Here is a 26,848-nt window from a genome sequence, read left to right as displayed (position 1 = left end):
CGCGCTTCCAGCACCGTCATCAGCAGGGGCACCTTCGGGTGCCCCTGTCGTGTCTGTGTCCCTTTCATTCTGTCCAGGCGATGCTCGCCATGGCGCAAGCAGTGGCTATTCTGGTAGTCTTGTCGATCGCCGTGACGTGCAGCGGGGCCGATGAAGCGGCACCCGTATCGCCCAAGGTAGTGGGTGGGCTGCATGTCTCGCTGACGACCCGTTTTTCGTATCTGCTATCAACCGCGACACGTGATCCCTGGTATGGATCACCACTGCGCAAAGGACCCTTCGATGCCCATCGTGACCCTGCCGGACGGCAGCCAGAGAACTTTCGACGAACCTATCAGCGTGATGCAGCTGGCCGAATCCATCGGCCCCGGGCTGGCCAAGGCCTGCGTGGCAGGCAAGATCGACGGCGAGCTGGTGGATGCCGCCGACATCATCGAGCATGACGCCGAAGTGGCGATCATCACCGCGCGCGACCCGGAAGGGCTCGAGATCATTCGCCACTCCTGCGCGCACCTGATCGGGCATGCGGTCAAGCAGCTCTACCCGGATGCCAAGATGGCCATCGGCCCGGTGATCGATGACGGTTTCTACTACGACGTCGACTTCGGCCGCTCGGTGACGCCGGACGATCTGGCTGCCATCGAGACGCGCATGAAGCAGCTGATCGACACCGACTACGAGGTGGTTCGCGAGTACGTCGATCGCGACAAGGCGATGCTGACCTTCCTGCATCGGGAGGAGCCCTACAAGCAGGAGATCGTGCGCGAGATTCCCGAGGGCGAGACCATTCGTCTCTACCATCACGAGGAATACACGGACATGTGCCGTGGGCCACACGTGCCCAATACCCGGCATCTGAAGGCGTTCAAGCTGACCAAGCTGGCCGGCGCCTACTGGCGCGGCGATGCCACCAAGCCGATGCTGACGCGTATCTACGGCACCGCCTGGGGCGACAAGAAAGATCTCAAGGCGCATCTGCAGCGCCTCGAGGAGGCCGAGAAGCGCGACCACCGTAAGCTGGCCAAGCGCATGGATCTCTTCCATCTGCAGGAAGAGGCCCCGGGGATGGTGTTCTGGCATCCCAACGGCTGGACCCTGTACCAGGCGCTGGAGCAGTACATGCGTCGGATCCAGATCGAGCATGGCTATCAGGAGATCCGTACGCCTCAGGTGGTGGATCTTTCGCTGTGGAAGAAGTCCGGCCACTGGGGCCACTACAGTGACCTGATGTTCACCACCGAATCGGAGAAGCGCGAGTACGCGGTCAAGCCGATGAACTGCCCCTGTCACGTGCAGGTGTTCAATCAGGGGCTCAAGAGCTATCGCGACCTGCCGCTACGCCTGGCCGAGTTCGGCAGCTGTCACCGCAACGAGCCGTCCGGTTCGCTGCATGGTCTGATGCGAGTGCGTGGTTTCACTCAGGACGATGCTCACATCTTCTGTACCGAGAAGCAGATCCAGAGCGAGGCCGAGGCCTTCATTGCCCTGACGCTCAAGGTCTACAAGGAGCTCGGCTTCGACGACGTCGAGCTCAAGCTGTCGACCCGCCCCGAAGACTTCATGGGCGAGGCGGCGCTATGGGATCGCGCCGAGGCCGGCCTCGAGGCGGCGCTGAACGCTACCGGCCTGAAGTGGGAGCTGCAGCCGGGTGAGGGTGCCTTCTACGGGCCCAAGATCGAGTTCGCTCTGCGCGACTGCCTCAATCGCGTGTGGCAGTGTGGTACTCTACAGCTCGACTTCAACCTGCCGGGCCGCCTTGGCGCCCAATACGTCGACGAGGATGGCGAGCGCAAGACCCCGGTAATGCTGCACCGAGCCATCCTGGGCTCCTTCGAGCGCTTCATCGGCATTCTGATCGAGCACTACGCCGGGGCCATGCCGCTGTGGCTGGCGCCGGAGCAGGCGGTGGTCATGACCATCACCGATGCCCAGCGCGATTACGCGCTGGAACTCGAGCGGCGCCTGCAAAAAATTGGCCTTCGCGTCAAGGCGGACTTGAGGAACGAGAAGATCGGCTTTAAAATCCGCGAACATACGTTGCAGAAGGTTCCCTATCTTCTGGTTGTAGGAGATAAGGAAGTCGAAGCCGACTCGGTTGCCGTGCGTACGCGCACCGGCGAAAACCTGGGCACCATGACCGTCGATGCTTTCATCGATTGGGTGCAGGCAGAGGGCCTGTAAGCCTCTGAATAGACCTGTAAGCCCAGGCGGGGAAAGACAGGTCGGCAGCGACATCGTCAATTACCGGAACGGAGACGGAACGATCAAGCGAAGCAGCCAGCGCGGACGTCCTCAGGACAAGCGCCCCCCAATGAACGAGCGGATAACCGAGGATCAGGTGCGCCTGATCGACAGCGACGGCGAGCAGCTGGGCGTTGTGCCTACCAGCGAAGCGCTCGAGCGTGCCGAAGCGGCCGGTCTTGACCTCGTCCAGATTTCCAATGCCGATCCGATCGTCTGCAAGATCATGGATTACGGCAAGTTCGTCTTCGAGCAGAAGAAGCAGAAGGCAGCTCAGAAGAAGAAGACGAAGCAGATTCAGGTCAAGGAAGTCAAATTCCGGCCTGGCACCGACGAGGGGGATTACCAGATCAAGTTGCGTAACTTGATCCGCTTCCTCGAAGGTGGCGACAAGGGCAAGGTCACGCTGCGGTTTCGCGGCCGTGAAATGGCGCACCAGGACATCGGCCGCAAGCTGATGGAACGGATCGCTGCGGATCTCGAGGAGATCGGGACCGTGGAGTCCTTCCCCAAGATGGAAGGGCGCCAGATGATCATGATCATTGCCCCCAAGAAGAAGTGATCCGAAGGCCAGTCAGACGGACGGTCGGCAACAGCCGGCCGTCGGCCCCGGATTTTCTGAAAAATCTCGAGCGGAGTTAGTCTCATGCCGAAAATCAAGAGCAACAGCGGCGCTGCCAAGCGCTTCAAGAAGACGGCCAACGGCTTCAAGCACAAGCAGTCGTTTCGTAGCCACATCCTGACCAAGAAGTCGACCAAGCGGAAGCGTCAACTGCGCGGTATGAAGCAGGTTCACGACGCCGACAAGGCACTGATTCAGCGCATGCTGCCGAATCTCTGAGCCTCTGGTTGCCCTACTTTAACGTCAGGAGAAAGTCATGACTCGTGTCAAGCGTGGTGTCGTCGCACGTCGTCGTCACAAGAAGGTTCTCAAGCTGGCCAAGGGTTACTACGGTGCCCGTTCACGCGTTTTCCGCGTGGCCAAGCAGGCTGTCATCAAGGCCGGTCAGTACGCCTACCGTGACCGTCGCCAGCGCAAGCGTCAGTTCCGCGCGCTGTGGATCCAGCGTATCAACGCCGGTGCCCGTCAGCACGGCCTGTCCTACAGCCGCTTCATCGGCGGTCTGAAGAAGGCCGGTATCGAGATCGACCGCAAGGTGCTGGCCGATCTGGCCGTTCACGAGAAGGCTGCCTTTGCTGCCATCGTCGAGAAGGCCAAGGCTGCCCAGTAAGTGACATTGTCTCGGGTGTCGGGCCGGTTGCGGTCGGCCCGGTCGATGCCAGACCGTCGCAGGGGAAGAGCAGCCGCTCTTCCCCTGTTTTTTTACGACGCACACTGACGCGTCAACAGCACGATAACGACTTCGGAGCTCAACGGATGGACCATCTACCAACACTGGTCACCGAGGCCCGTCAAGCCATTCAGGCTGCCGACAGCATCGCGGCGCTCGAGGAGCTGCGGGTACGCTACCTTGGCAAGAAAGGCGAGATCACCGCTCAGCTCAAGGGGCTCGGCAAGCTGCCGGCGGATGAGCGTCCGGCAGCGGGGGAGCGCATCAATCAGGCCAAGCTGGCCTTGACCGAGGAGCTCGATGCCCGCCGGGAGGCGCTGGCCAAGGCGGCGCTGGAAGCGCAACTGGCCGCCGAGCGCGTCGACGTGACGCTGCCGGGGCGTGGCCAGACCAACGGCGGCCTGCATCCGGTCACCCTGACCCTGGAGCGCATCGAAGGGCTGTTCAGCCGCATCGGCTATGACGTCGCCGTGGGGCCTGAGGTCGAGGACGACTATCACAACTTCGAGGCGCTCAACATTCCGGCCCACCATCCGGCTCGGGGCATGGCGGACACCTTCTATTTTGACGCCACGCGCCTGCTGCGCACGCATACCTCGCCGGTACAGGTGCGCACGATGAAGAATCAGGCGCCGCCGATCCGTATCGTCTGCCCGGGGCGGGTCTACCGCAGCGACTCCGACTTGACCCATACGCCGATGTTCCATCAGGTCGAGGGGCTGCTGGTCGACGAGGACGTGAGCTTCGCCGATCTGAAGGGCACCATTGAAGACTTCCTCCACGCCTTCTTCGAGCGCGACGACCTGTCGGTGCGCTTCCGTCCCTCCTATTTTCCGTTCACCGAGCCCTCCGCCGAGGTCGATATCCAGTGCGTGATGTGCTCCGGCGAGGGCTGCCGGGTCTGCTCCCACAGCGGCTGGCTCGAAGTGATGGGCTGCGGCATGGTGCATCCGGAAGTGTTCCGCCATTCGGGCATCGACTCGGAGCGCTACAAGGGCTTCGCCTTCGGCATGGGCGCCGAGCGACTCGCCATGCTGCGTTACGGCGTCAACGATCTGCGCATGTTCTTCGACAACGACCTGCGCTTCCTGCGCCAATTCGCCTGATCGGGCGCCGAGCCCAGGCGGACATGAACTTCGGCCGAATACAGGATTGACCATGAAATTTTCCGAACAGTGGCTGCGTGAGTGGGTGTCGCCGCAGCTGGGCGTACAAGGGCTGGCCGACCAGATCACCATGGCCGGCCTGGAAGTGGATGCCGTAGAGCCCGTTGCCGCTGCCTTCAGTGGGGTGGTGGTAGCCGAGGTCGTCGACAAGCAGCAGCATCCGGATGCCGACAAGCTCAACGTGTGCCAGGTGGTCGACGGCAGCGGCGAGCCGGTCCAGGTGGTATGCGGTGCCGCCAACGTGGCGGTCGGTCAGAAGGTGCCGTTTGCCCGCGTCGGGGCGGTGTTGCCGGGCGACTTCAAGATCAAACAGGCCAAGCTGCGCGGCGTGGAATCCCGCGGCATGATCTGTTCCGCCTCTGAGCTGGGTCTTGCCGAGGAGACCTCGGCGGGCATTCTCGAGCTGCCTGCCGATGCGCCTGCCGGCGAGGATTTTCGCGCCTGGATGGGGCTCGACGATCATACCGTCGAGGTGGATCTGACCCCCAACCGCGGCGACTGCCTGAGCCTGAAAGGCCTGGCGCGCGAAGTCGGCGTGCTCAATCGACTGGCGGTGACCGAGCCTGCCGTGGAGCCGGTTGCGGCCAGCCACGACGAGACCTTTGCGGTGCGGGTGGAGGATGCCGAGCGCTGTCCGCGCTATATCGGCCGCCTGATCAAGGGCGTGGACGTCACCGCTGCCACCCCGCTGTGGATGGTCGAGCGTCTGCGCCGCAGCGGCGTGCGCTCCATCGATCCGGTGGTCGACGTGACCAACTACGTCATGCTCGAACTGGGGCAGCCGCTGCACGCCTTCGACCGCGAGAACCTGCACGGCGCCGTGGTGGTAAGGCTGGCGCGGGAAGGGGAGCAACTGGTGCTGCTCGACGGCCAGGAGATCACGCTCAATGCCTCGACCCTGGTCATCGCCGACGAGCGCGGTCCGCTGGCGATTGCCGGCGTAATGGGCGGCGAGCACTCCGGTGTCGGCCCGGCAACCCGCGATATCTTCCTCGAGTCCGCCTTCTTCTCGCCGCTGGCGATTGCCGGTCAGGCGCGCTCCTACGGCCTGCATACCGATGCCTCGCACCGCTTTGAGCGTGGGGTCGATCCGCGCCTTACCCGGGACGCGGTGGAGCGTGCCACGGCGCTGCTGCTCGAGATCACCGGCGGTGAGCCGGGGCCGCTGGTGGAGGCCATCAGCGATGCCCACATGCCGGTCGAGCGTGAGGTCACGCTGCGTGCCGCGAGGCTCGAGCAGGCACTGTGCAAGGCGCTGCCCTCGGCCGAGGTGCAGGAGATCCTCGAGCGGCTGGGCATGACAGTCACCGCGACGGAGGCGGGATGGCAGGCGCAGGTGCCGAGCTGGCGCTTCGATATCGCCATCGAGGAAGATCTGATCGAGGAAGTGGCGCGTATTCACGGCTACAACCTGTTGCCGGTGCGCCGTCCCGCGGCCCGCCTGGCGCTGCGTCCCGACAACGAGGCGCGCACGCCCCTGGCCAGGCTGCGGCGCCAGTTGGTGGCACGCGGCTATCAGGAGGCGGTCACTTACAGCTTCGTGGCCCCCGAGCTGCAGCAGGCACTGCTGCCGGATGCGGTCTCACCGCGGCTGGCCAACCCCATCTCCAGCGACCTGGCCGTGATGCGGGCAAGTCTGTTTCCGGGGCTGATCCGGGCGCTGGAGTACAACCTCAACCGCCAGCAGACCCGGGTACGCCTGTTCGAGACGGGCCTCGTTTTCCGCGGCGATCTGGATGCGCTGGACCAGACACCCATGGTCGGTGCGCTGGTTTGCGGTGAGCGCCTGCCCGAGGGGTGGGCCGGTAGCCGGGACAAGGTCGACTTCTTCGACCTGAAAGGCGATCTTGAAAGTCTCATCGCCCTGGGGGGAGAGGAGCATGCCTGGCGCTTCGAGCCGGGTGAGCACTCGGCGCTGCACCCCGGTCAGTGCGCGCGGGTGGTGTTCCGGGGCGAACAGGTGGGCTGGATTGGTGCCCTGCATCCCGCCGTCAAGGCCGAGCTTGGCCTGAAGGCCGAGGTGTATCTGTTCGAAGTGCGCCAGGATGCGCTCACTCATGGCAGCCTGCCTGCTTTCGAGCCGCTGTCGCGCTATCCGGAAGTACGCCGTGACCTGGCCTTCCTGCTCGATGAGGATCGACCCGTGCAGGCGCTGCTGGATTGTGTACGCCAGCGCGCCGGGCAATGGCTGCAGGAACTGCGCCTGTTCGACGTCTATCAGGGCAAAGGGGTGCCCGAAGGGAGCAAGAGTGTTGCCTTGGGCTTGACCTGGCAGCATCCTTCGCGCACGCTGAATGACGAAGAAATCAATCAGTTGGTCGATGCCATCGTCGCCGAGTCGCATCAGCATCTGGGAGCCGAGCTGCGCGGGTGAGTGCTCGAACGAACCGGAAGCCATGACGGCGGCGGGCTGGACCGCCACTCTGAGGAGATGACATGGGAGCGTTGACCAAGGCGGAACTGGCCGAACATCTCAATGCCGAGTTGGGGCTGACCAAGCGTGAAGCCAAGGCCATGGTGGAGGCTTTCTTCGAAGAGATCCGAGCCTGCCTGCGCGAGAACGAGCAGGTCAAGCTGTCGGGATTCGGCAACTTCGATCTGCGCGACAAGCGTGAGCGCCCGGGGCGCAATCCGAAAACGGGGGAAGAAATTCCCATTTCGGCGCGTCGCGTCGTGACCTTCCGGCCCGGCCAGAAGCTCAAGAGCCAAGTCGAGCGCTACGAAGGTCCGGCGCCCAGCTGATGTAAGGCCATCGCCAAAATGCCACCTCAAGGGGTGGCATTTTGGTATTGGGTACTTGAAGTGTCGGGTACTTGGGGTATTGAGTACTTTGCCTGTCCGTAAGTGCTTAAACCCCGCCGCCGCTCTCCATCAGCCAGGTGATCACCACCTTGAAGATGTAACCCATCATGCCTGCGCCGAGTACCACGAACAGCATGAGGGTACCGAAGCGTCCGGCCTGGGATTGCTTGGCCAGGTCCCAGATGATGAAGCCCATGAACAGGATCAAGCCGCCGATCAGCAGCGGGGTGACCCAGGCTTCGAACGTATGCGCCTCCAGCATGTCGCCTCCTCGAATCACGGACCGGACATTATACTTGGCCAGCTTTCGAGCCGCCTGCGACAACCTGTCGCTTGGCGATGGCGAGAGCAGTGACGATGAGAGCGGCGTTCGGCGCCCACTTGCCGACACGTGGTAAACTCGTGTCGAACGTATCGGTTGAACGAATCAGGTTAATCTCCGACATGCCAATGCTGAAGATTTTCGTAGGAACCATGTATGGCGGCGCCCTCGATGTCGCCGAGCAGGCTGCTCCGCTGTTCAAGGATGCCGGCTACGAGACCGTGGTGCTCGAGCAGCCCACGCTCGAGGATTTGACACAAGAGCGGCCCGATCTGGTGTTGTTCTGCGTTTCCACCACCGGTAGCGGCGATTTCCCGGGTAACTTCGTGCCCTTTGCCCGCGCCCTCGATGAGCAAAGCCCGTCGCTGGTGGGTCTGCGCTACGGCCTGATCGCCATGGGAGACAGCTCCTACGGCGACACCTTCTGTGGGGCAGGGCGCCGGCTGGACGAAATGCTCGAAGGGCTTGGGGCCACCCGGCTTGGGGAGCGGCTGGAGGTCGATGCCATGGAGACCTTCATGGCCGACGATGCCGCACTGCCCTGGGTCGAGGAGTGGATCGAAGACCAGCAACTGCAGGTGGCTTGAGATGAACGCGGAGCCGACTGCGGAACGACTGAGTCTGATGGCGGGCTTGCTGATCCTGATGCTGGCCACCGTGCCGCGCTTCATCGCCGGCGATTACGGCAATCGTCTGTCGCTGATCTCGATCGCGCTGGCGGTGGTGGCCGTGGTGGCTTTTCTGAACTGGCGCATGCTGGGTGCCGATGAGCGCCGTCGGCTGCCGCAGCTGGGCAAGCGGCTGCTATTGGCGCTGCTGGCAGGGCTGGTAGTGATGGGGCTGTGGCATGCGCTGTTCACGGCCTGGGTGAGCTGGCAGCTGTTGATCGCCCACGGCGCCACGCTTGGGCTGCTGCTCCACGCCGTATCACTATGGTGGCGTCCACCCGTTCTTCGAGACTGAGTCGAGAGACTGAACTGCGGCGGCACCTTTCAGGCGCCGCCGTGCTTTCTCTACTTGATTACTTCCATGTCCTGCCTGGCAACCGTCATACCAGTCGGTAGCAGGGCACGTACTCCTGGCCTGGCAGCTTCATGCGGCCTTGAGCGACGAATGAGCCCAGCAACTCGTCCAGGCGGCGCATCAGCTCCGGTTCGGCATGCAACTGGAAGGGACCGTGCGCCTCGATGGCGCGCAGGCCGTGCTCCTTGACGTTACCCGCCACGATACCCGAGAAGGCCCGACGCAGGTTGGCGGCCAGGTCGTGCACCGGCTGACTGCGGTGCAGCGCCAGGCCGGCCATCGCCGTGTGAGTGGGCTCGAAGGTTTCCTGGAACTCACGCGCGATAGTGAGCCGCCAGTTGTAGTGGAAGGCGTCCTGGTGGGCGCGGCGGAACTCGGTGACGCTGTCGATGCCCTTGCGCATGGTGCGGGCAACCTCGACGGGATTATCGACGATGATGCGATACTTGCTGCGCGCCGCCTCGCCCAGGGTGTAGACGAGAAACTCGTCGATACGCTGGAAATAGTCCGCGGAGTTGGCCGGGCCAGTGAAGATGACCGGCAGGGCCATGTCGGCATTGTCGGGGTGGAGCAGAATGCCTAGCAGGTAGAGAATCTCTTCTGCCGTGCCGACGCCGCCGGGAAAGACCACGATACCGTGGCCCAGGCGCACGAAGGCCTCCAGACGCTTCTCGATGTCGGGCATCACCACCAGCTCGTTGACCAGCGGGTTGGGCGCCTCCGCGGCGATGATGCCCGGCTCGGAGATACCCAGATAGCGACCGTCGGGTATGCGCTGCTTGGCGTGGGCCAGGTTGGCTCCCTTCATCGGCCCCTTCATGGCGCCGGGGCCGCAGCCGGTACAGATGTCGAGTTCGCGCAGGCCCAGGTGATAGCCCACGTCCTTGGTGTACTCGTACTCTTCGCGGGTGATGGAGTGGCCGCCCCAGCACACGACGATGCCGGGGTCGCGCCCCGGTTTCAGCGTGCCGGCCTTGCGCAGGATATGGAACACCGCGTTGGTGGTCCCTTCGCCGGTGGTGAGGTCGAAGCGACGGTGCTGCTGGATCTCGTTGTAGACGTAGACGATATCGCGCAGTACCGACGAGAGGTGCTCGCGTATGCCGCGAATCATCTTGCCGTCGACGAAGGCCTGGGCGGGGGCATTGGTCAGCTTGAGGCGAATGCCGCGGTCCTGCTGGATCACTTCGATGTCGAAGTCGTGATAGGTCTCCATCAGCACCAGGCTGTCGTCGGTCATGCTGCCGGAGCTGAGCACGGCCAGCGAACAGCGCCGCAGCAGGTCGTGCAGGCCGGCTTTCGAGGTGTCACGCAGGCGGTTGACCTCATGCTGAGAGAGCACTTCCAGGCTGCGCAGCGGTGAAACGATGGTGGAGATGGTGTCTGGCATGAAACGATCCTTGTGGTGTCGGCTTGCGTGCCTGTCATCGAGTCGTCATTCGATGCTATCACGCTGCCCGCAGCGGCGCAGCGCTGCGTGGCTGAGCCAGGGGTGGTAGGATGAGTGTTCCCGGCCTAGGTCCCTGCAAGCGATCGCCATGTTCAACGCACAGTACTTTCGCACCTTCATTACCCTGGTCGAAACGGGTAGCTTCACGCGTACTGCGCGGCATCTCGAAATGACTCAACCCGGGGTCAGCCAGCATGTGCGCAAGCTGGAGCAGTACCTCGACAAGCCCTTGCTGGAGCGGCAGGGTCGGCGCTTCACTCTCACCGAGGCCGGGCGTAGGGCCTACGACTACGGGCTGCGGCTGTTCGCCGAACACGAGCAGTTTCGCCACTCGCTTGACGACGACGCGCTGGACACCGGTGAGTGTCGTATCGCCTCACCGGGCAGCGTGGGTCTGATGTTCTACCCCTACATTCTCGGTCAGCAACAGATGTCGCCAGGGCTGACGGTCAGCTACAGCTTCGCCTTCAGCCACGAGATCGTGTCCGACGTGCTGGCCGGGCGTCACGACCTGGGCATCGTTACCGAACCGATCCGCCATCCGGAGCTGAACTGCAGCCTGTGGCACCAGGAGCCACTGTGCTTGGTGGTGCCGGCGGACTTTGCCGGCACCTCGCTCACCGAGCTGATGGGCATCGGCTTCATCAACTACTCCGATGGGGTCAATCACGCGGGCGCGCTGCTTCGCAGCAATTTCCCCGACGAGTTCCGCTCCATGAGCCAGTTTCGCCGCCAGGGCTTCACCAATGAGGTGGGTATGGTGCTCGACGCCGTGGCGCGCGGCCTCGGCTTCACCGTGGTCTCGCGGCTGGTGCTGGAAACCTCGCCCTGGCAGCGTCAGGTCAAGGAGCTCGACCTGCCGGTCATCGAGCATGAGACCCTGCATCTGGTCAGCCGCAGCGGGACCAAGATTGCCCGCCGCTATGCACGCCTGCTCGAAGGGTTCCGCGAGCAGCGCATGCGTGAGCGCTTCGGCCCCGGGGATATCGCCTCGCTGCCGTAGCCGCGTTCTGCGAGCGGTTTTCGCTAAGCGCAACGCAAGCGGCCCGCCGAAAAGGCGGGCCGCTTGCGTTGATGGTCGCAGTGTTGCGGATCAGTCGCGGTACTCGTCGATGCTGGGGCAGGAGCAGATCAGCTGGCGGTCGCCGAAGACGTTGTCGACGCGGTTGACCGCCGGCCAGTACTTGGCCGCCTTGACCGCTTCCGAGGGGAAGGCGGCGACTTCGCGGGAGTAGGCGCGTTCCCAGGCCGGGTCCATCAGGTCGGCCATGGTGTGCGGCGCATTCACCAGCGGGTTGTCGTCGGCCGGCCACTCACCGCGCTCGACCCGGGCGATCTCCTCGCGAATGGCGATCATGGCGTCGCAGAAACGGTCGATCTCGTAGCGCGACTCCGACTCGGTGGGCTCCACCATCAGCGTGCCGGGCACCGGGAAGGACATGGTCGGCGCATGGAAGCCGTAGTCCATCAGGCGTTTCGCGATGTCTTCCTCGCTGATGCCCGAGGCGCTCTTGAGCGGACGGATGTCGATGATGCACTCGTGAGCCACGGTGCCGTTGACGCCGCGATAGAGCACCGGGTAGTGCGCCTCGAGACGCCGGGCGATGTAGTTGGCGTTGAGGATGGCCAGCTCGGTCGCCTGGCGCAGGCCGCGCGCGCCCATCATCTTGATGTAGGCCCAGGAGATCGGCAGGATCGAGGCACTGCCGAAGGCGGCCGCGGAAACCGCGCCGCAGTTTTCGTTCACGCCGGCAATGGGCGTCACCACGTGATTGGAGACGTAGGGCGCCAGGTGCGCCTTGACGCCAATCGGACCCATGCCGGGGCCGCCGCCACCGTGGGGAATGCAGAAGGTCTTGTGCAGGTTGAGGTGGCTGACGTCGCCGCCGAAGTCGCCGGGACGGGAGAGGCCGACCTGCGCGTTCATGTTGGCACCGTCGATGTAGACCTGACCGCCATGACGGTGAACGATGGCGCACGCCTCGCGAATGCCCTCCTCGAACACGCCGTGCGTGGAGGGGTAGGTGAGCATGATTGCCGACAGCGCTTCGCTATGCTTCTCGGCCTTGGCGCGCAGGTCGTCGAGGTCGATGTTGCCGTTGCTGTCGCACTCGACCACTACCACCTTCATCTGCGCCATGGCGGCAGAGGCGGGGTTGGTGCCGTGGGCGGAGCTGGGGATCAGGCAGACGTCGCGGTGCCCTTCGCCCTGGGCCGCCTGGTAGCGGCGAATGGCCACCAGGCCGGCGTACTCGCCCTGGGCGCCGGAGTTGGGCTGCATCGAGATGTGGTCGTAGCCGGTGATCTCGACCAGGAAGGCTGCCAGCTCGTCGATCATCTGCTTGTAGCCGACAGCCTGTTCCTGGGGCACGAAGGGGTGCAGCTGGCCGAACTCGGGCCAGGTGATCGGGATCATCTCGCTGGTGGCGTTGAGCTTCATGGTGCATGAGCCCAGCGGGATCATGGCGTGAGTGAGCGAGAGGTCCTTGTTCTCCAGGCGCTTGAGGTAGCGCAGCATCTCGGTCTCGCTGCGGAAGCGCTTGAAGTTGGGGTGGGTCAGGAAAGCCGACTCGCGGCGGCTGGTAGCGGGTATGCCGCTGATGCCCTCGGCGGCGATGCGCTCGTCCAGCGCCGCGATCGACAGCCCGTGCTCCTCGCCCAGCAGCACGTCGAACAGCACGTCGAGATCGTGAGCGGTGGTGGTCTCGTCGAGGCTGACGCCGATGTCGCCGTTTTCGAAATAGCGCAGGTTGATCTCGTGGGTCATGGCGCGACCGTGGATCTTGCCCGCATCGACCCCGGTCAGGCGCAGGGTGTCGAACCAGCTGTCATGTGCCAGCTTCACGCCTTTCTCCTGCAGCCCGACGGCCAGGATGGTGGTCAGGCGATGGATGCGGGTGGCGATGGTGGTGAGACCCTCGGCGCCATGATAGACGGCGTAGAACCCAGCGATGTTGGCCAGCAAGGCCTGGGCGGTACAGATGTTGGAGGTGGCCTTCTCCCGACGGATGTGCTGCTCGCGGGTCTGCATCGCCATGCGCAGGGCGGTGTTGCCGCGGGCATCGCGGGACACGCCGATGATGCGTCCGGGAATGGAGCGCTTGAGCGAGTCGGTGGTGGCGAAGTAGGCGGCATGCGGGCCGCCGTAGCCCATGGGAACGCCGAAGCGCTGGGTGTTGCCGACCACGATGTCGGCACCGAGTGCCCCCGGCTCCTTGAGCAGCACCAGACTCATGATGTCGGCTGCCACGCAGGTCATCACGTTACGCTCACGGGCGCTGGCCAGCAGCGGGGCGAGATCGTGAACGCGTCCGCTTTCGCCGGGGTACTGCAGCAGGGCGCCGAACACGTCGTGCTCGGCCAGGCTCTCGGCCGGGCCGACGATCAGTTCGAAACCGAAGTAGTAGGCGCGGGTGCGTACCACGTCGAGGGTCTGCGGCAGTACGTCGTCGGCGACGAAGAAGGCGTTGCTCTTCGACTTCTTGTTGGCCCGTTGGCACAGCGCCATGGCTTCCGCAGCGGCGGTGGCCTCATCGAGCAGCGAAGCGTTGGCCAGTTCCATGCCGGTGAGGTCCATGACCATCTGCTGGAAGTTGAGCAGGCCTTCCAGGCGGCCCTGGGCGATCTCGGGCTGATAAGGGGTATAGGCGGTGTACCAGCCGGGATTCTCCAGCACGTTGCGCTGAATCACGGCCGGCACGTGGGTGTTGTAATAGCCCTGGCCGATGTAGGTCTTGAACACCTTGTTCTGACGCGCCAGGCGCTTGAGGTAGTCCAGCGCCTCGGCTTCGCTGCGCGGCGGGTCGAGATCCAGCTCGCGGCCCAGGCGAATGTCCGCCGGCACCGTGCGCTCGATCAGCGCTTCGAGGCTCTCCATGTCGAGCGCCGCCAGCATGGCGGCGACATCTTCGGCTCCGGGACCGTTGTGGCGGCGGATGAAGGCGTCATGATCGGCCAGTTCGGCCAGGCGGCGGTTATCGTAAACCATGGAAAAACCCGTACGTTGGATGGAAGTGCAGGCGCTGGGAAAACCCGGCCGCAGGGCCGGGAGGCATCGGTGCGTTGCTATCAGGCTTCGCTGTCGACGATGGCCTGGTAGCCCTCGGCGTCGAGCAGGGCTTGAACGGACGCCGCGTCCTCGACGCGAACCTTCATGATCCAGCCACCTTCATAGGGAGCTTCGTTGACGGTCTCTGGAGCATCCTCGAGCGCCTTGTTGACCGCGACGATCTCGCCGGCGAGCGGAGCATAGAGGTCGGATGCGGCCTTGACCGACTCGATCACGCCGAACTCTTCACCCTTTTCCAGTGTGCGCCCAACCTCGGGCAGCTCCACGAACACGACGTCGCCCAGGGCTTCTTGAGCGTGATCGGTGATGCCGATGGTGACGGTGCCGTCGCCATTGTCCAGCACCCATTCGTGACTGTCGTTGTAGCGCAGATTGGCAGGAATCGAGCTCATGATGATTTCCTATAAGAAAAAGGTTTTCTGGCTGGGTGAATGCTAACGCCATTGTCGGCATTTTGCGAGTCTGGAAATGCCGCTCGACGCCGCTGTCGGGGCATCGTGCATGGTTAGCGTGACGCTTGCAGCCGTTGACGTCCAGTTCCGACGCCGCAATTCGGGCGTGACGTCAGGCCGTGCCGCCGTTCGACAGTGGCGGCGTGGCTCACTACGCTATAGCAGGTGCTCATCGACCAGTTGCGGTGGCCGTGCGGTCCTCGAGCTGACGAATCGTGCCGATCGTTGTTTCCGATACGAAACAAGCGTTAATCTAGTATCCAGCAAGCGTTGACGACCAGGAAGCAGCAGTCATTTCGGCATGCTGGTGTATTCCTGGCGATTTCCGCTATGGTACGCCGTCTCACTGTAAGGATCCTTCGAGGAAGCGTCTTGAAGCTGGTGAGATGCCTTATAACACTCCATACAACAGAGGGAAGCGTTCGTGGAAAGATTGACAGCCATATTCGAGGCCATCAACGGTGTGGTCTGGGGACCGTTGATGCTGATCCTGCTACTGGGGGTGGGTCTCTACCTGCAGCTCGGATTGAAACTGATGCCCATCCGCAAGTTGGGCACCGGCTTCAAGCTGATGTGGCAGGGACGGGAGGCCAAGCCAGCACCGGGCGAGGTCAAGAAGGCGGAAGCCGAGGGGGAGATCTCTCCCTTCAACGCGCTGATGACGGCACTCTCCGCCACCATCGGCACCGGTAACATTGCCGGTGTTGCGACGGCGATTGCCTTGGGCGGCCCAGGCGCGGTGTTCTGGATGTGGATCACGGCGCTGGTGGGCATGGCGACGAAGTTTGCCGAAGCCGTGCTGGCGGTACGCTATCGTGAAACCGACAGCACGGGCTACCACGTCGGCGGGCCGATGTTCTACATCAAGAACGGCCTGGGCAGAAAGTGGCTGTGGCTGGGTGGCGCCTTTGCCTTCTTCGGCGCCGTGGCGGCCTTCGGAATCGGCAATACCGTGCAGTCCAATTCCGTTGCCGATGCCCTCGATTCGACCTTCGGCATTCCGCACTGGCTGACCGGCGTGGTCATCATGGTCCTGGCGGGCGCCGTGATTCTCGGAGGGATCAAGCGTATCGCCAAGGTGGCCGGCAAGCTGGTGCCGTTCATGGGCATCGCCTATGTCGCTGCCGGCTTGGTGGTGCTGGTGGTCAATGCCGGTCAGTTGGGCGAGGCCTTCAGCATGATCTTCTACTATGCCTTCAATCCGCATGCGGCGGTGGGTGGCTTCGCCGGGGCTGCCGTGATGGCCGCCATTCGCTTCGGGGTGGCCCGCGGTATCTTCTCCAACGAGGCGGGGCTGGGCAGTGCGCCCATCGCTCACGCGGCGGCCAAGACCCGCAACCCCGTGCGCCAGGGCATGATTGCCATGCTCGGCACCTTCATCGATACCATCATCGTCTGTACCATCACCGCGCTGGTGATCCTGACCTCCACGGTGTGGATCGAGGGCGAGGCGGGAGCTTCGCTGACGGCACTCTCCTTCGATGCGGCGCTGCCCGGCTGGGGCAATCAGATCGTCTCGCTGGCGCTGGCGGTGTTTGCTTTCACCACGATTCTGGGCTGGTCGTTCTACGGTGAGAAGTGCTTCCAGTTCCTGTTCGGCACGCGCTCGATCATGCTCTATCGCGTGCTGTTCGTGCTGGCCATCCCGCTGGGGGCCATGGCGCAGCTCGGCTTCATCTGGCTCATGGCGGACACCTTCAACGCCCTCATGGCCATTCCCAACCTGATCGCTCTGGCCCTGTTGTCACCGGTGGTGTTCAAGGTCACCCGCGATTACTTCGACGGCAAGGAGGTATTGCCGGGCGAGGATCTCGATCACGACAAGGCGTGATGGACCTGCGGTCTACGAGGCGCTGCCTGGCGCCTCGTTCCGCCTGGCCAGCCCTGTCATCCCAATGTCACGAGGAAACCCCATGAGCGATCTCAAGCGCACACCGTTGTACGACCTGCACCTCGAACTGGGCGGCAAGATGGTGCCCTTTGCCGGCTACGAGATGCCGGTGCAGTTTCCGCTCGGTGTAAAGAAGGAGCATGAGCACACTCGCCATGCCTGCGGGCTGTTCGATGTCTCTCATATGGGACAGCTTCTTCTGCATGGTCCCAACCCCGCCGTGGCCCTGGAAACACTGGTCTGCGCCGATATCGTCGGGCTGCCGGAGGGCATGCAGCGCTATGCGCTTTTCACCTCTCAGGAGGGTGGGGTCCTGGATGACCTGATGGTGGCCAACCCGGGCGACCACCTTTATCTGGTGGTCAATGCCGCGTGCAAGGATCAGGACATTGCGCTGCTCGACATGGGACTCGACGACGAGCACCGCGTCGAGGTGCTCGATCGCGCGCTATTGGCTCTGCAGGGGCCCAAGGCGGCGGACGTCATGCGGCGTCACTGTCCGCAGGCGTGCGAGCTGGTGTTCATGCAGCACGGCCGTTTCGAGATGATGGGCGTGCCGGTGTGGATCAGCCGCAGCGGATACACCGGTGAGGATGGCTTCGAGATTTCGATTCCCGCCGATGAAGCGGAGGCCTTGGCGCGCAGGTTGCTGGCGGAAGATGAGGTCGAGGCGATCGGCCTGGGGGCAAGGGATTCGCTACGTCTCGAAGCCGGTCTGTGTCTCTACGGTCACGACATCGACACCGAGACCACGCCGGTGGAAGCGGGATTGATCTGGGCCATCGGCAAGCCTCGACGTCATGGTGGGGAAAGGTCTGCCGGATTCCCGGGGGCGGACGTGATCCTGCATCAGGTCGATGCCAAGGATCATCGCCGCAAGCGTGTCGGGCTGCTGGGCGAAGGGCGCGCTCCGGTACGCGAAGGGGCCGAACTCTACGCCGAGGACGGCCGCCATATCGGCAGGGTGACCTCGGGGGGCTTCGGTCCCAGCGTGGGCAAGCCGGTGGCCATGGGGTATGTGGATATCGATCACGCCGAGATCGGTACCACCGTGCACGCCGAGGTGCGTGGCAAGCGCTTGCCGATGGTGGTGAGCAAGATGCCCTTCGTGGCGCCTGGCTATCACCGCGGTTGACGCTTCTCGTCATTTTTATACCGTTATCTTGAGCCAAGGCCACCGCAGCGGATGCGGTGGCCTTGTCGTTTCTGGGTTTCAGGCCTTCAAGCCCAGGTCTGGAAGCCCAAGGCCTCGAAGCCTTTCTCGGTCGAGTTCAAGGCCTTGGGGCAGGCAGGTGAAGCCGTACTCGCGGTGAACTCAGCGCATCAGGTCTGCATGCTCCTCCCAGTAGCGTCCCATGCTGCGCTCCTCGGTCAGGTCGAAGAGCGATTGTCGCCGCGCCAGCTGGGCGCCGCCATCCCGCGTGAGCGGCCGCCAGGCAACCTGAGCCCGCTGGCGCGTGGAGCGTACGAAGAAGGCATCCAGCGGCATCGAGAGGTAGATCCCCTTGTCGAAGCTGCCTTCGCCGAAGTCGCTACCGGCATCGGTGAAGGTGGCCCAGCCGCCCAGGCGAATACCTGATTCGAACTCCCGGGAGAGGTCGAAGGTGACGCCGAGATCGCCCGCCAGGTAGCGCCCGACGCTGACCTTGGCCAGCACGTCTTCGAAATCCGTTTGCCAGTATCCCGTGAGGTGACCGGTCCAGGTACTGTAGTCGCGCATGCCGAAACGCTGGTCGAACTCCCGCTGTTTCACCCAGTTCACGTCCAGGCCCAGGGCTACATCTGAGTTGAACGGACGGTAGAGAAGCTCGCCACCCGCGCCGGCAAACATGGTCTCCAGCAGGCCGCCATAGCCCATGGCATACCAGTCGTTGCCGAGCTGGGCGGTACGGGTGTACTGCAGGTTGGCGATGCCGATATCGGTCTCGGCCAGATAGTCGCCGATATGAGTCCTGACCCGCGGCAGGTCCGAGGGGCCGATGTAGTCGTACTTGTCGAGATTGTCGTCCACCGTATAGGTCAGCGTGGCCGACAGCCAGTCGTTGCGCCCCAGCCGATACTCGCTGTCGAAGTTGACGGACAGGCGGTACAGGTAGCCGTCCGGGCCGCCGAAGTTCTGCTCCAGCTGGGGTGCGAGGCTGTAGGTGAATCCCTGCGAGGTGGTTTCATGCAGCAGCTCGCCTTGGGCCGGTGCATGGCCGGCATGGGCATAGAGGCCGTGCCGGTAAGGGACGGTCTCGGCGCTGGAGACGGCGGCGGCAGCCAGGGCGTGACGGTCGTGTACGCTCTCGCGCAGGGGCATCCCGCGCTCGTGCCAGCGGAAGCGCAGGGTGTCCACGTCGTCAGCGAGATGGTTGTGCAACAGGCGTCCGGCGCGGTACTCGCTTTCCGCGAGCGACGGGTAGCGAGTGGGTTCGCCCTCGATGATGACACTATTGTCCGACTGATAGATGCGGTAGACGCCGATGCCGGCGTTGGCATCCAGCTCGCTGGTGAGCCCGCTCCAATCGTCGGTGTTGGCTACGGGCGGCTCGCCGATCTCTGCCGGAAGCGGGTCGCGCTTGAGCTGGGAAACGCCGGCAAGATTGGTGCTTACACTGATGCCGAGCATGGCGGTGTTGCCACGCTGCCAGCCGGCCTTGAGCTCGACGTTGTCGCTCAGTTGCAGGCGGGCGCCCAGATTGACCCGTGAATCCTGCTCCTGATGATTGCGCTGGGGCTCGCGCTGATAGTCGTTGCCTTCGACCTCGAGCTGCAGTACCAGGGGTTGCCATGGTGTTTGATACTCGATGCCGCCGAACAGGGCGCTACGGCCACTGAACAGGCTGCCGAGGTTCACGCTGCCGCCGTCGCCGCCCGACGTGAACCCGGAGCGACGCTCGAAACGATCGTCGAGTCGGCTCAGGGGATTGGTGAAGTCCTCCTGATTGCCGAGGTAGCCCCAGCCGATGCCCAGCGTGAAGTCGAAATCGTGCCAGCGCTTGCTGGCGACGAGGTATTCGCCGGCAAACAGGCCGGTGCCGCCGATGTCGCGAGCGCCGACGGCAATCTGCGGCCAGTAACGATCCTCCTCGCGTAGACGCAGCTTGACGTCGACGCCCTTGTCCAGGTTGTTGCGGTCGCCGCGGGCGGCCAGGTAGCGGCGATTCTCCACCTCGACGTAACGAAAGCCCGCTTCGAGCCACTCGGTGGGCTGGAAGAACAGGTTGTAACGGCGGTAAGGCGCGGTGCGCGACATCGAGAAGGCAAAGCCGCCCAAGGGAGCCATGCGGGCCGTCGGGGTCTGCATGATCCCCACGCCGCCGAAATCGCCTTGTCCTGTGCCCAGGCGTGGCTGGGTCGGGTCGGCGGCGGCGGGCATGGTCGTCGCCGCCATGATGGCCAGGGCAAGCGAGGTGAGGCGCAGTGGATGAGCGCTGGGACGCTTCATTTGACGGCGCCTCCCACTGTGGTTTCCGCAGCTGCGGTTTCCGTAGCTGTGGTTTCCGTAGCTGTGGTTTGCTCGGCGGCCGTTCGATTCGCAGTCGGCAGTGTGAGGGGGTGGCAGGCGTCGCTGGGCAGGCGTGTGGCCAGGTAATCAGGCAGAGTACGATTGACCCAGGTGGCCTCCTGGACAGGGTCGGGGAATATCAGCACCACTCGGCTACCGGCCGCCAAGGGCAGGTTGCCGGCGTTCCACGCCGCTACGCCAATCCGGCGAGGTGCGCCTTGAGGTGGGATCACCCACGCCTCGTCTGCCGCAGACCAGTGGCGCCGGGGGCGCTCGCGCAGCAGACCGCGCAGGTCCATGCCGGGTTGCCAGCGTTGGCGAGTGACGCCGTCGAAGTGCCAGAACTCGACCCAGTCGGGCAGGGCGCAGGTGCCTGCGGCGGCAAGCGAGTCCAGGGCGGGATCATGGCGCGGCGAGGCCAGCAGGGCGGCCAGATCGGCTCGCACCGGCGTTCGACTGGGGTGTGCCTGCAGCGCTTCGATGCGGGATCGCCACTCGCGCAGTCCCCGCGAGAGTTCCGCATGGCCTGCCAGGGCATGCCAGTCGGCCAATGTGGCCAGCTCTTCCCCGAGCCGCAGGCCTTGATGCCGTTGCGTTTCGCGGTCGACGTGAAGCAGATAGTAGGCAAGGTCAGACGCCTCGGGCTGCGTCGGTTGCTCGAGCCAAAGGCGTGAAAGTGTAGGCGTGTCGGCCTTGGCGGCCAGGGACAAGGTCAGAATCAGCAGCGTGCCCAGGCTGGTGATGCGCCAGTGGCTGGCGCGGGCGTGGTGACGTCGGGTCATGCGCGTTCTCTTCGTCACAGCGATGCATCTTCGTCGAGCAGGGTCGTCTGCTCGGCTTCGCTCGCAGTGTTCTCGGCATCGCTCCACCAGGGTCGTGCTACCTGCCACTGTAGCGGTTGACCCTTCGGCCAGAGCGTCATGTCACCCCCCCAGATCCACCGGGTCCCCGGCTGGCGCCAGAACACCCCGCGGCTACTCGTGTTGCTGCCCTGCCAGTCGAGTCGCTCCGTGCAGCGCTCGAGTGTAATGCGAGTCAGTGGCATCTCGACCGGCTCGGGCGGCTCGCAGTCGAGCGTTGCCTGCGCCACGTCTTGCCACTCTTGCCCGTTGCGGTCCTGCCAGTGGGCGTGCACCCGATAACGTTGTGGACTATCGCCGGCGGAGTGCCAGCGTCCCAGCAGTACCTCCTCGAAGCCGGCCGTAGCGACGGGCAAGCCGTCACGCAGGTGCAGCGTCGCATGGTCACCGGCTTGCCAGTAGGTATCCCGTCCGTGCTCGCCGGTACGGTGCGCCATGATCAGTAGCGCCCGGTTGCCCTGCTGTTTGGCTACCAGCGACGCATAGGGCAGGGCTTGCGCGTGCTCCTCGAGACCTCGCGCAGGCGGCTTGCCCAGCAGCGTCTCGCCCAGCGGTGAGAGTTGGCCTTGAGCGCAGGCCGACAGGCTCATCAGCATGCCTGCCCAGAGCGAGCATCGAAGCAGGACCGCCTGACGGCGGTCCTGGTTCGGCACACGAGAGTCTCGGTACCGTCTGTGTCGGCCCATTAGCGTGTCCCGGTAGCCGTTCCGGTTCCGGTGCCTGTGCCGGCGGCAATTACCACGCCGATGCCGGCGGCACCGCGATTCACGGCGCCGGCAAGTGCCTGGCCGGAATTGCCCGGCGCTGCTCCGGCTGCGCCGCCGCCGGTAGCGAGGCCGCCGCCGGCAACGGCGCCCGGTGCAGGCGTGTTGGCCGAGTTGCCAGGAGCCCCCTGGGTGCCTTGCGGCAATGTGGCCTGCTGCGCCAGCGCCAGGGGTGCAAGAGCGAGCAGGGCCACGCCCGCCAGGGCGGCGGCATGATGCCTGGCCATCTTGAGTGAGTGCATAGCGTTCTTTCTCCTTTGTAGCGCCGGACTCTCCCGGCGGGGCGAATGCCGGAGAGTACACTCCGTAACTAATACGGAATGGACTACCCGGCTTGCCTGCGTGGGCAGGCAATTCAACGGATTTAATGGAAATTAGCCGATGAGTCCTGGCGTGCTGGACGTTAAGGATATAGGGTGAAACAAATAACGCAATACCCTTGATGTTTGAAGAAACCAAGGTTTGTGTTCCGTTTCTGAAAGCACAACAAATGTAAAAAAATGTATAAAACAGCTTGAGAGTGATGACAAGCCAAAAAAAAGCGGTATTCTAGCCTTCACTCAAGTGGTGTCTTACATGGATGAGAAGACCCCACCCCTCATCTCGACTCCTTGGGTTGCCATTGCACTGCAGCTGATGCTGCGGGTAATTTTTTGCTTAAAAATCAATTGATTGATATGGCTTCGGGGATTGCCGTGCAACTTCGTGGCGGTAGCGTGCCTTTAGAAGTAAATGAGATTTGAGGCAATGAGCGACCTAAGAGTGGTTTGTTGTCGGCAATTAAAGTCGAGTTTGTGTGATATCGGCGACAGTGCGGGAGTGTGGTTGTCGCCAAACTCCGACATGTCGTGTCGTGGAATGCCGTCATGATGGTTAAGTGGGTCGGTGAAAATGTAACTGTTTTGTTCTTCTCTGTGTCACTGAATGGAGACGCGGCGTGAATAAAATAAGAGACATGCAGAGACCCGTTTAAGAGACAAAATTAAGTCAAATAAAAGACAGATGGGCAGGGCGGGTTAACTTGGCCATGCGAGTGAACAGTCAATGAAGCTTTATTTCTTGCGTACGCAAATGAGCCGTGTGCTCTTGTCCTGTAGCGTGATGCTCATGGGTGGGTGTGCCTTCGCCCCCGGTGGTCACATCGACTATCGCACGGAGGCAGCGCCCATCGATGATCTGGTCGATATCGAGCCGATCACCTTTGGCCTGGTGCGCGCTCTGCGCCAGGAGCGTCAGCAAGTCGGGGATTTCAGCAGCGTCAGTGAGACGCTGAAGCAGGACATCGATGGTTACGACTACTACATCGGCAAGGGTGATGTGCTCACCGTCATTGTCTACGGCCATCCGGAGCTGACCATACCCGCGGGCGGGGAGCGCAGCGCCGCCGAGTCGGGCAACACCGTACACAGCGACGGCACCATCTTCTATCCCTTCATCGGGCGCATCCCTGTGGTGGGGCGCACGGTGCGGGAGGTGCGTGACGTCATTGCCCGCGGTCTCGAGCCCTATGTGGCCATGCCGCAGGTCGAGGTGCAGGTTGCGCAGTACAACTCACAGCGGGTCAACGTGACCGGCGCGGTAGCCGACCCCGGCCCGCTGCCGATCCGCAACGTGCCGCTGACCGTGCTCGATGCCATCAGTCAGTCCGGTGGTCTGGCGGACAATGCCAACTGGCATGACGTGCTGTTGACCCGGGACGGGGAAGAGATCCGCCTTTCGCTGCACGAGATGCTCAATCGTGGCCAGCTCGACCGCAATCTGCTGCTGCGCGCCGGTGACGTGCTGCACGTTCCCGACAACAGCGACCAGAAGGTCTATGTCATGGGCGAGGTGCGCGAGCCGCGGAGCCTGCCGATGGGGGCGAACCGGTTGACGTTGACTGATGCGCTGTCAGAGGCCGGTGGCATCAACGAGGGCAATGCCAACGCTTCGGGCATCTTTGTCATCCGCCGGGCGCCGGAGGAGAGCGACAAGCTGGCCACGGTGTATCAACTCGATGCCCGTAACGCCACGGCCCTGATGCTGGGTGCCGAGTTCGCCCTCGAACCCACCGACGTGATTTACGTGACGACGACGCCACTGGGACGCTGGAACCGCGTGGTGCGCCAGATTCTCCCCACCGTCAGCAGTATCTATCAGACCACTCGAACCGGGCGTGAGCTGGAACGGATCGGCGAGTAGAGCGGCAACTAGGCGAGTAGAGCGGAAAACAGGAGCAGAGGATGTTTCAGGACCTGCTGGTGGTGTGTACCGGCAATATCTGTCGCAGCCCGGTAGGGGAGGCACTGCTTTCCCAGGCACTGCCCGGCCATCGAGTCACTTCCGCCGGTTTGGGGGCGTTGGTCGATCATCCCGCAGATGCCACCGCCGCGCGGCTGGCCGAGGCCGACGGACTCGATCTCTCCGCGCACCGCGCCAGGCAGATCAATGCCGAGATGGTCAGGCAGGCCGACTTGATTCTGGTGATGAGCGAGGGCCAGCGCCTCGCCATTGCCGAACGCTTTCCCTTTGCCACTGGCAAGACCATGCGCTTCGGACGCTGGCTGCCGAGCGTGGCGGGTGACGGGGATGACATTCCCGACCCTTATCGCAGGAACGAAGAGGTCTTCGAGCGCGTACACCGTCAACTGACTGAGGCGGCTCGCCTATGGCAAGCCCGTCTGGCCAGTCCGTCTGGCTAGTCCGTCTAGACAGTCCGTCTAGACAGTCCTTCTAGCCAGTCTCGCGAGGCTGACGCGAACGACCCACCTTCACACCAGGGATTTCATGATGGTGAAAGAGAGCAAGACGGGCTCGCGCCCGGGCTACGACGATATCGATCTGGGCAGGCTGCTTGGCGTCCTGCTCGACAATAAGTGGCTGATCATGTTGGTAACGGCGCTCTTCGCCGTGGCCGCTGTGGTCCACGTCCAGCTGGCCACGCCGATCTATCGTGCCGACGCCCTCGTGCAGGTGGAGGGCAAGACCGGGCTCAGCAATCCGCTCGCCGAAGTGCGTTCGTTTCTTGGCGAAGAGCCCAAGGCCGAGGCTGAACTCGAGATCCTGCGCTCGCGCATGGTGCTGGGTCAGGCCGTCGATCAGGAACGACTCGACATTGCCGTGACACCCGCGCGCTTTCCGTTCGTCGGCGACTTTCTGGTGCGTCGCGGAATGGAGCGCCCTGGATTCTCCCGGCGCAGCGTGTGGGCCGGCGAGTACCTGAACGTCGGTGAGCTGCGGGTCGACCACGAGTGGCTGGGCCGGGCGCTGCGTCTGGTGGCAGGCGAAAGCGGCAGCTATCGCCTGTACCACGGCGACTCGTTGCTTGGCGAAGGCCGGGTCGGTGCGACGGAGCACTTCGACGACGGTGCCATCGAGCTGCGTGTGGCGGAGCTGGAGGCCGCTGAAGGGGCCGAGTTCACCGTGGTGCGGCGGACCCGTCTGGCCGCCATCAATCAGTTGCGCGGTCGCTTCAGCGTCAATCAGCGCGGTCGCGATAGCGGCGTGTTCAACATGACGCTGCTGGACGAGGATCCTCGCCGTGCTCAGCGCACTCTGAGTGTGATCGGCCAGATCTATCTGACTCAGAACGTTGAGCGGCAGAGCGCCGAGGCGGAGCAGAGTCTGGTCTTCCTCGAAGAGCAGGTGCCGGAGGTGCGTACCGATCTGGCGCGGGCCGAGGATGCCCTGAACGCCTTCCGCATGGAGCACGAGAGCGTCGATCTCAACATCGAGACGCGCTCGGTGCTTGATCGGGTGGTGGATCTCGATACCCGGCTCAGCGAGCTGGAGATGGAGCAGGCGGAGCTGAGTCGGCGCTACAACGCCTCGCACCCGCTGTATGCCGCGATGATGGAGAAGCGCAACAACCTGGAGCGCGATCGCGAGCGGCTCAATGAGCGCATTCATGGGTTGCCCGAGACACAGCAGCAGATCCTGCGCATGTCGCGGGACGTGGAGGTAACCCAGCAGGTGTATGTGCAGCTGCTCAACAAGATTCAGGAGATGAGCATCACCAAGGCCAGTACGGTGGGCAACGTGCGCATCCTCGACGATGCCGTGGCTCAGCCGGGGCCGGTGGAGCCGCGCAAGCCGGTGACGGTGGTGATGATCACCCTGGTGGGCGGTTTCCTGGCGGTGGCCTTCGTCATCGTGCGCAGCATCCTCAATCGGGGCGTGGAGAGCGCCGATCAGTTGGAGGATCTGGGGCTGCCGGTGTACGCCACCGTGCCGCTGTCCGACGACCAGCAGAAGCTGGTGCGCAGGGTCAAGCGCAACAATCGGCGTCGCGGGCGCAGCGTGGCCTGTGGAGTGCTGGCACAGAATGCACCCGACGATACCGCCGTCGAGGCCCTGCGTGGACTGCGTACCTCGCTGCATTTCGCCATGCTCGAGGCTGCCGACAACCGGCTGATGATCACCGGACCGAGCCCCAACATCGGCAAGAGCTTCATCAGCGTCAATCTGGGGGCGGTCATCGCCCAGGGCGGTCAGCGTGTGGTGGTGCTCGACGCCGACATGCGCAAGGGCCATGTGCATACCGCCTTCAATGCCGACAGCAAGGGCGGGCTCTCCGAGGTGCTGGCCGCCAAGGCCGGGCTGGATGACGTGATACGCCAGTCGCCGGTGAACGGGCTGAGCTACGTGGCTCGCGGCAAGGCGCCGCCCAACCCCGCCGAGCTGCTGATGAGCGAGCGCTTCGGCCAGCTTCTCGATGCTCTGAGTGAACGCTTCGATCTGGTGATCGTCGACACGCCGCCCGTTCTCGCCGTCACCGATGCCGCCATCATCGGCCACCGCTGTGGCACCAGCCTGATGGTGGCGCGTTTCGGCCTCAACCCGCCGCGTGAAGTCGACGTCGCCATTCGGCGCCTCGAGAGCAGCGGCGTGACGGTCAAGGGCGGGATTCTCAACGCCATCGAGCGCAAGGCTGCCACCAGTTACGGCTATGGCTACTACCACTACGCCTACAAGACCAGCGAGACCTGAGCGCCGGCTGCGTGCGGGTCTCTGTCCGGGCCCGCGGCGGCGGGCCGTTCCCTGGCGT

At 63.7% G+C, this 26,848-nt stretch carries 23 protein-coding genes; 15 read left to right on the top strand and 8 right to left on the bottom strand.

Annotated elements, in window-relative coordinates; all coding sequences use genetic code 11:
- Positions 1–282 precede the first annotated feature (282 nt).
- The 7 genes from thrS (at position 283) to HOP53_RS04685 (ending at position 7,441) form a co-directional block, all read left to right on the top strand.
- Complete coding sequence (gene thrS, locus HOP53_RS04715; RefSeq protein ID WP_234268935.1) at positions 283–2,181, top strand: threonine--tRNA ligase; 1,899 nt, start codon at positions 283–285, stop codon at positions 2,179–2,181.
- Between the two features lie 52 nt (positions 2,182–2,233).
- Positions 2,234–2,803, top strand: coding sequence for a translation initiation factor IF-3 (infC, locus tag HOP53_RS04710; RefSeq protein ID WP_083861852.1), 570 nt, complete (start codon positions 2,234–2,236; stop codon positions 2,801–2,803).
- An 84-nt stretch (positions 2,804–2,887) separates the two neighbouring features.
- Positions 2,888–3,082 (top strand): 50S ribosomal protein L35, encoded by a 195-nt coding sequence (gene rpmI / locus HOP53_RS04705; RefSeq protein WP_075879422.1) that lies wholly within the window; start codon positions 2,888–2,890, stop codon positions 3,080–3,082.
- Positions 3,083–3,119: 37 nt separating this feature from the next.
- Complete coding sequence (gene rplT / locus HOP53_RS04700; protein ID WP_010628691.1) at positions 3,120–3,473, top strand: 50S ribosomal protein L20; 354 nt, start codon at positions 3,120–3,122, stop codon at positions 3,471–3,473.
- A gap of 146 nt (positions 3,474–3,619) precedes the next feature.
- Complete coding sequence (gene pheS / locus HOP53_RS04695; protein ID WP_234268934.1) at positions 3,620–4,639, top strand: phenylalanine--tRNA ligase subunit alpha; 1,020 nt, start codon at positions 3,620–3,622, stop codon at positions 4,637–4,639.
- Between the two features lie 52 nt (positions 4,640–4,691).
- Positions 4,692–7,073, top strand: coding sequence for a phenylalanine--tRNA ligase subunit beta (gene pheT, locus HOP53_RS04690; RefSeq protein ID WP_234268933.1), 2,382 nt, complete (start codon positions 4,692–4,694; stop codon positions 7,071–7,073).
- A 62-nt stretch (positions 7,074–7,135) separates the two neighbouring features.
- Positions 7,136–7,441, top strand: coding sequence for an integration host factor subunit alpha (locus HOP53_RS04685; protein ID WP_010628688.1), 306 nt, complete (start codon positions 7,136–7,138; stop codon positions 7,439–7,441).
- 106 nt (positions 7,442–7,547) lie between these two features.
- Here HOP53_RS04685 and HOP53_RS04680 read toward each other — a convergent pair whose 3' ends face one another.
- Positions 7,548–7,763: a DUF2788 domain-containing protein gene (locus tag HOP53_RS04680; RefSeq protein WP_010628687.1), complete on the bottom strand. Its 216-nt coding sequence runs from the start codon at positions 7,761–7,763 to the stop codon at positions 7,548–7,550.
- 182 nt (positions 7,764–7,945) lie between these two features.
- On the opposite strand from HOP53_RS04680, the gene HOP53_RS04675 reads away from it, so the two are divergent.
- Both HOP53_RS04675 and HOP53_RS04670 read left to right on the top strand, forming a co-directional pair.
- Positions 7,946–8,410, top strand: coding sequence for a flavodoxin domain-containing protein (locus tag HOP53_RS04675; protein WP_234268932.1), 465 nt, complete (start codon positions 7,946–7,948; stop codon positions 8,408–8,410).
- 1 nt (position 8,411) lies between these two features.
- Positions 8,412–8,786 (top strand): hypothetical protein, encoded by a 375-nt coding sequence (locus HOP53_RS04670; protein ID WP_234268931.1) that lies wholly within the window; start codon positions 8,412–8,414, stop codon positions 8,784–8,786.
- Positions 8,787–8,871: 85 nt separating this feature from the next.
- On the opposite strand, the gene ppnN is transcribed toward HOP53_RS04670, so the two are convergent.
- Positions 8,872–10,236, bottom strand: coding sequence for a nucleotide 5'-monophosphate nucleosidase PpnN (gene ppnN / locus HOP53_RS04665; protein WP_267955206.1), 1,365 nt, complete (start codon positions 10,234–10,236; stop codon positions 8,872–8,874).
- Between the two features lie 148 nt (positions 10,237–10,384).
- On the opposite strand from ppnN, the gene HOP53_RS04660 reads away from it, so the two are divergent.
- Positions 10,385–11,299 carry a LysR family transcriptional regulator gene (locus HOP53_RS04660; RefSeq protein ID WP_234268930.1) on the top strand — a complete coding sequence of 305 codons (915 nt, stop codon included), beginning with the start codon at positions 10,385–10,387 and terminating at the stop codon, positions 11,297–11,299.
- Positions 11,300–11,389: 90 nt separating this feature from the next.
- Here the strand turns inward: HOP53_RS04660 and gcvP are convergent, their stop codons facing one another.
- Complete coding sequence (gcvP, locus tag HOP53_RS04655; protein WP_234268929.1) at positions 11,390–14,284, bottom strand: aminomethyl-transferring glycine dehydrogenase; 2,895 nt, start codon at positions 14,282–14,284, stop codon at positions 11,390–11,392.
- Between the two features lie 80 nt (positions 14,285–14,364).
- Positions 14,365–14,757, bottom strand: a complete 393-nt coding sequence (gcvH, locus tag HOP53_RS04650; RefSeq protein WP_234268928.1) for a glycine cleavage system protein GcvH — start codon at positions 14,755–14,757, stop codon at positions 14,365–14,367.
- A gap of 484 nt (positions 14,758–15,241) precedes the next feature.
- On the opposite strand from gcvH, the gene HOP53_RS04645 reads away from it, so the two are divergent.
- Entirely contained in the window at positions 15,242–16,648 is a 1,407-nt protein-coding gene (locus tag HOP53_RS04645) for an alanine/glycine:cation symporter family protein (protein ID WP_234268927.1), read from the top strand.
- Positions 16,649–16,730: 82 nt separating this feature from the next.
- Positions 16,731–17,843 (top strand): glycine cleavage system aminomethyltransferase GcvT, encoded by a 1,113-nt coding sequence (gcvT, locus tag HOP53_RS04640; protein WP_234268926.1) that lies wholly within the window; start codon positions 16,731–16,733, stop codon positions 17,841–17,843.
- Positions 17,844–18,023: 180 nt separating this feature from the next.
- On the opposite strand, the gene HOP53_RS04635 is transcribed toward gcvT, so the two are convergent.
- The 4 genes from HOP53_RS04635 to HOP53_RS04620 form a co-directional block, all read right to left on the bottom strand.
- Entirely contained in the window at positions 18,024–20,138 is a 2,115-nt protein-coding gene (locus tag HOP53_RS04635) for a YjbH domain-containing protein (RefSeq protein WP_234268925.1), read from the bottom strand.
- The gene (locus HOP53_RS04630) at positions 20,135–20,980 is read right to left on the bottom strand and encodes a capsule biosynthesis GfcC family protein (RefSeq protein WP_234268924.1); all 846 of its coding nucleotides are present in this window, start codon (positions 20,978–20,980) and stop codon (positions 20,135–20,137) included. Before HOP53_RS04630 ends, HOP53_RS04635 begins: the two co-directional genes overlap by 4 nt.
- A gap of 14 nt (positions 20,981–20,994) precedes the next feature.
- A complete protein-coding gene (locus HOP53_RS04625) occupies positions 20,995–21,648 on the bottom strand; it encodes a YjbF family lipoprotein (RefSeq protein ID WP_234268923.1) in 654 nt (217 codons plus the stop codon).
- Positions 21,649–21,743: 95 nt separating this feature from the next.
- Positions 21,744–22,064 (bottom strand): hypothetical protein, encoded by a 321-nt coding sequence (locus tag HOP53_RS04620; RefSeq protein ID WP_234268922.1) that lies wholly within the window; start codon positions 22,062–22,064, stop codon positions 21,744–21,746.
- 829 nt (positions 22,065–22,893) lie between these two features.
- Here HOP53_RS04620 and HOP53_RS04615 point away from each other — a divergent pair.
- From HOP53_RS04615 to HOP53_RS04605, 3 genes are all read left to right on the top strand, one after another.
- Positions 22,894–24,003, top strand: a complete 1,110-nt coding sequence (locus tag HOP53_RS04615) for a polysaccharide export protein (RefSeq protein WP_234268921.1) — start codon at positions 22,894–22,896, stop codon at positions 24,001–24,003.
- 41 nt (positions 24,004–24,044) lie between these two features.
- Positions 24,045–24,503, top strand: a complete 459-nt coding sequence (locus HOP53_RS04610; protein WP_234268920.1) for a low molecular weight protein-tyrosine-phosphatase — start codon at positions 24,045–24,047, stop codon at positions 24,501–24,503.
- A gap of 88 nt (positions 24,504–24,591) precedes the next feature.
- The gene (locus HOP53_RS04605) at positions 24,592–26,790 is read left to right on the top strand and encodes a polysaccharide biosynthesis tyrosine autokinase (protein ID WP_234268919.1); all 2,199 of its coding nucleotides are present in this window, start codon (positions 24,592–24,594) and stop codon (positions 26,788–26,790) included.
- The last annotated feature ends 58 nt before the right edge of the window (positions 26,791–26,848 follow it).

This window comes from Billgrantia ethanolica, from assembly GCF_021404305.1.
GTDB lineage: Bacteria > Pseudomonadota > Gammaproteobacteria > Pseudomonadales > Halomonadaceae > Halomonas > Halomonas ethanolica.
Note: the sequence above shows the minus strand (reverse complement) of the source record. Positions and strands in the feature narration are given on the sequence as shown.